At 69.2% G+C, this 3,036-nt stretch carries 2 protein-coding genes; one reads left to right on the top strand and one right to left on the bottom strand.

All coding sequences use genetic code 11. The features are described from left to right. The coding region (locus AOK24_RS36680; protein ID WP_159052116.1) for a HAMP domain-containing protein at positions 1–1,673 on the bottom strand (1,673 nt) is incomplete at its 3' end. Positions 1,674–2,088: 415 nt separating this feature from the next. Here AOK24_RS36680 and AOK24_RS36675 point away from each other — a divergent pair. Continuing rightward, positions 2,089–3,036 (top strand): ABC transporter substrate-binding protein (locus AOK24_RS36675; protein ID WP_055724278.1); only part of this gene is annotated, 948 nt, incomplete at its 3' end.

Genomic DNA, 3,036 nt, shown 5'->3' with positions numbered 1-3,036 from the left:
GCGTTCTCCAGGAGTTCGGCCACCATCAGCGTGAGGTCGCCGATGATGTCGGGCTCGATCATCACCTCGGACGCGGCCCGCAGCTCGACGCGCTGATACCCCTCGATCTGCCCGAGCGCGGCCCGTACGACGTTGGTGAGCGCGGTCGGCCCCGAGTCGAGGACCGTCTCGCGGATACCGGCGAGCAGCATCAGGCTGTCGGCGTTGCGGCGCAGGCGTACCGCGATGTGGTCGATGGAGTAGAGGCGTTCGAGGAGCGCCGGGTCGGTCTCGCCGCGCTCCACCGCGTCGATCAGCGTGAGCTGACGGGTCGTCAGGTTGCTGACGCGGCGCCCCACGTTGCCGAACATCTCGGCGACGTTGCGGCGGCTGAGGACCTGCCGCTCCAGCAGCGCGGCGGCCGTCGTCTGGACGTTGTTGAACGCCTCGGCCAGCTCACCGATCTCGTCGTCCGCCGTCACCGGCAGCTCGCGCAGGCGCGGTGAGCCGCTCTCCTCCGCGTCGTCGTCGGCGACACGCGCCAGTTCACGCCCGGCGACGTCCGCGACCTCGCGCGCGGCACCGGTCAGCGCCAGCACCGGCCGCACGACCGAGCGGCGCACCAGGACCGAGAACGCGATCCACAGGATGAACCCGATCACCGCGAGGTTCAGCAGCAGCGTCACGCGCCAACGGGCGCTGCTCGCCGTGTCGTCGGCGCGGTCGGCGATCTGGCCGATCAGCGAGTCGGTGATCTTCAGCCGGTTGTCGGCCTGTTGCTGGTAGTCGCCGTACGCGGCGAGCGCCTGGCGCAGCGAGGTGCGCAGCGCGGCAGTCGATGTCGCCTGCAACGAGCTGGGGTCGACGGTGAGTTCGGCGTAGTGCTGGTCGATCGCGGCCTGCGCCGGGTTGTGCTCGATGCCGCCGAGCTCGTCGGCCTGCGCGGCGGTCGCGAACCGGTTGAACCGGCCGGTCTGGTACGTGTACAGCTCGTGCGCGCCGACCGCGCCGGTGAACTCGATGAGCGCGTTGCTGTCCCCGGTCAGCGCCGAGAACACGCCCGTCTCGTAGGCGCCGTGCGCCGCGTCCGCGCGCAGCAGGGAGTCCAGCAGGTTGCCGGTGAACGTCGTCGCCAGCGCCGAGTTGCGGTCCAGGCCCAGGCCGTCGATGAGGCCGCGCGCCGCGCCCGTGTACGCCGGGTCGATGTTGTCGGCGGGCAGATAGCCCTGCTCGATCGTCGACCTGAGCCCCCCGAGGCCCTCGATCTCGCGCAGCGCCTGCGCCTCACCGGCCGGCAGCCGCCCGCCGAAGGTGTCGCGCACCTTCGTCACCTGGTTGTCCACCTGGACCTGCGCCACCCGGTAGGGGTCGGTCGAGGGGGTGCCGCCGTCGAAGGACGCCTCGTGACGCACCGACAGCAGGATCGCCTGCTGGTGCTCGGCCTCCACCAGCGAGACCAGCTTGGCCACTTGGGCGCTGTCGCGCACCAACTCGGCGGCCTCCTCGGCCCGCTGGGACTCCTGGACCAGGTCCGTGATGACGTACGTCATCAGGACGGCGATCACCGCGAGCGGCACGCCGACGAGGACGTTGAGCTTGCGCTGGAAGGGCCACCGGTCGGCGAGGGCCCGCAGCCCCCGGCGGCCGGGCGCTGGTGCCGGCCGGGTGGGCGCGTCCACCTCGTTCGTGGACACCGGGCCTCCTTCATGGCGGATGGTGCACCGCGCGCGACGCACACGGATGGCCGGTTCCGATCGGTCCCTGATTCTGTTCTGCTCCGATCGAGCCGGCGATCGATGCGTACCGCTGGACGACCGATGGTGATCGACGCCGACTGCGGCGAGGCTATCGCTTCCGTGAAGGCGCGGGCACATCGCCCTGGGTCAAGAATCCATTACGAAGCGACGCCGACCACAACCAGCCACGTACACAAGCGGAACGGCAAGCGGAGCCGGGGAAATCGAACCGTATCGTTTACACAACTCCTCTTGACTGCCGAAGAACTGGCTGGCTTGGATCGAGAGACCTCATGCGAGGGACCTCCAGGCGCGTCGCCGGGGGGTCTTCAGGCGTATCGCCTCCTCTCCCCCCAAGTCGGAAACGGGAACAGTGACTTCTACCGCCCATCCCCGCAGATCCTTCCGTCGACACCCCGGCGCGGCGACAGCCGTGCTCGCCGCGGCGACGGTCCTGCTGGCGGGATGCAGCTCCGACGACACCGGCAGCAACCCCCTCGACGGGGGCGGGTCGGACGGCAAGTCGGTCGTCGTGGGGTCGAACAACTTCGCCGAGAGCACGCTGCTCGCCGACATCTACGGCGAGGCGCTCAAGGCCAAGGGCATCAAGGTCTCCTACAAGCCCAACATCGGCAGCCGCGAGACCACTTACGGCCTGCTCAAGAACGGCTCCATCCACGTCCTGCCGGAGTACAACGGCTCGCTGCTGGCCTACCTCGACGCCAAGGCCCCGCAGACCTCCCTGGAGACCGTGAACGCGGCGGCCAAGGCCAAGCTCGACTCCAAGCTGACGCTCCTGGAGTCCTCCCCGGCCGAGGACAAGGACTCCGTCACGATCAACGCGGAGACCGCGGCGAAGTACAGCCTCACCGCGACCTCGACCCTCGCGGACCTCAAGGACATAGCCCCCGACCTGATCCTCGGCGGCTCGCCCGAGTTCCAGACCCGCCACCAGGGCATGCTCGGCCTGGAGTCGGAGTACGGGCTGACGTTCAAGTCCTTCAAGGCACTTGACGCGGGCGGCCCGCTCACGCAGGCGGCGCTGAAGAAGAACACCGTGCAGGCGGCGGACATCTTCACGACCGACCCGACCATCCTCAAGGAGAAGTTCGTCGTCCTCCAGGACCCGAAGAACCTCTTCGGCTTCGCGAACGTCACGCCGCTCGTCTACAAGAGCGCGCTCTCCTCGGAGGGCGTCGCCGCGCTGAACGCGGTCTCCGCGAAGCTCGACACGAAGACCCTCCTCGACCTCGACGCGCAGGTCCAGCTGGAGAACAAGGACCCGCTGGACGTCGCCAAGGCGTGGCTGAAGACGGCGGGC

It is taken from the genome of Streptomyces niveiscabiei, assembly GCF_001419795.1.
Taxonomy (GTDB): domain Bacteria; phylum Actinomycetota; class Actinomycetes; order Streptomycetales; family Streptomycetaceae; genus Streptomyces; species Streptomyces niveiscabiei.
Note: the sequence above shows the minus strand (reverse complement) of the source record. Positions and strands in the feature narration are given on the sequence as shown.